Origin of the sequence: Streptomyces sp. NPDC007856 (assembly GCF_042868225.1) — a bacterium.
Taxonomy (GTDB): Bacteria; Actinomycetota; Actinomycetes; order Streptomycetales; family Streptomycetaceae; genus Streptomyces.
In genome coordinates, this window is the sequence record NZ_JBIAEC010000108.1 from 1 (window position 1) to 1,483 (window position 1,483).

Sequence of the window (1,483 nt, forward strand, 5' to 3'; positions counted from 1 at the left end):
GACTACGACGAGGCGACCGACGTCAACCCTGCCAGCCGGTCCCGGACCAGCCAGATGAAGACTCACAGTCTTTCGTCAAGCGAGGCGTGGGGTTCTGGGTTCGTAGAAGGTGCCGTCGCGGAGCATCGCGAACAGCACGTTGATCCGTTGTCGGGCCAGACGGAGCAGTGCCTGGGTGTGGGTCTTTCCTCTGGCCCGGCATTTGTCGTAGTAGGTGCGGGAGGCGGGATCGTGCGGGGCTGCGAACGCGGACAGGAACATCGCCCGCTTGAGCTGCCGGTTGCCGCCGCGGGGTGCGTGTTCGCCGTGGATCGAGGTCCCGGAGGACTTGGTCGTGGGGGCGAGGCCGGCGTAAGAGGCCAGGTGGGCGGCGGTGGGAAAGCTGGTGCCGTCGCCGACGGTGACCAGCAGTGTGGCGGCGGTCCTGACGCCGACGCCGGGCAGCGACGTCAGGACCTTGGAAAGAGGGTGATCCTCCAGCAGAGCCTCGATCTGGGCTTCGAGTGCCCGTCGCTGTTCGTGGACGGCGCCGAGCGAGCGGGCCAGCGAGGGGATGACGATGTCGAGGGTGCCGGTGCCGGGAACGACGACGGTCTGTTCGTCGAGGGCGTCGAAGACGTCGTCGATCAGCCGGGCGGCCATGCGCGGGGCCTTGGGCCGTATGACCTCGACGAGTTTGCGGCGTCCGGCCTTTCGCAGGGCGGCGGGGGATCCGTAGCGTTCCAGCAGCCAGGTGACGGCCTAGTGGTCGAGCCGGGGGCCGAGGACGCGTTCCAGGCTGGGGTGGAACTGAGTGAGCAGGCCGCGGATCCGGTTCGAGGTGCGGGTGGCCTCGGCTGCCAGGTCCTGGTCGAAGCCGACCAGCACCGTCAGTTCGGCGGTGATCTCGTCGGTCAGTTCCAGCGAGCGCAGGGTGTGCGGCATCGTCCGGGCGGCGTCCGCGATCACGGCTGCGTCGCGGGCGTCGGTCTTCGCCTCGCCCGGATACAGGTCGGCGATCCGCCGCATGGCCAGTCCGGGCAGGTAGGCGACCTGGCAACCCGTGTCCCGGGCGACCGTGAGCGGGAGGGCTCCGATCGAGGCGGGCTGGTCCACGATGACCAGCACGGCGCCGAACTTGGTCTTCAGCTTGGTGAAGACCTCCCGCAGTTTGGGTTCGGTGTTGGGCAGCTGCTTGTCGAAGACCTTCTTGCCGGCCGGGGTGAGCCCGTGCCCGTGATGGTTCGTCTTGCCGACGTCCAGGCCCAGGAAGACGCCTATCTCGTCGCTGTCGTACAAGCCGTCCTCCCGAACGGGTTCGTGCGTGCTGGCCGGGGCGTTGGCGTCGTGCGCGCATCCACGTTATGCAGACCTGCCGCCCGCAAGCGGCCGGGCATTGCGCCAGGCTGGGCGGTAGTCGGACCTCTGACTTGTTGAATCGGACCCAGACGCACGGTCTGCAGCCGTAGCGTCCAGGGTGCCGACCGGCACGGGCTCGCGTGAC

At 68.6% G+C, this 1,483-nt stretch carries 1 pseudogene; it reads right to left on the reverse strand.

What is annotated here, in order from left to right:
- Positions 1 to 75 precede the first annotated feature (75 nt).
- Positions 76 to 1,278 (reverse strand): annotated as a pseudogene (locus ACFYOH_RS44770) (IS110 family transposase).
- Positions 1,279 to 1,483 lie beyond the last annotated feature (205 nt).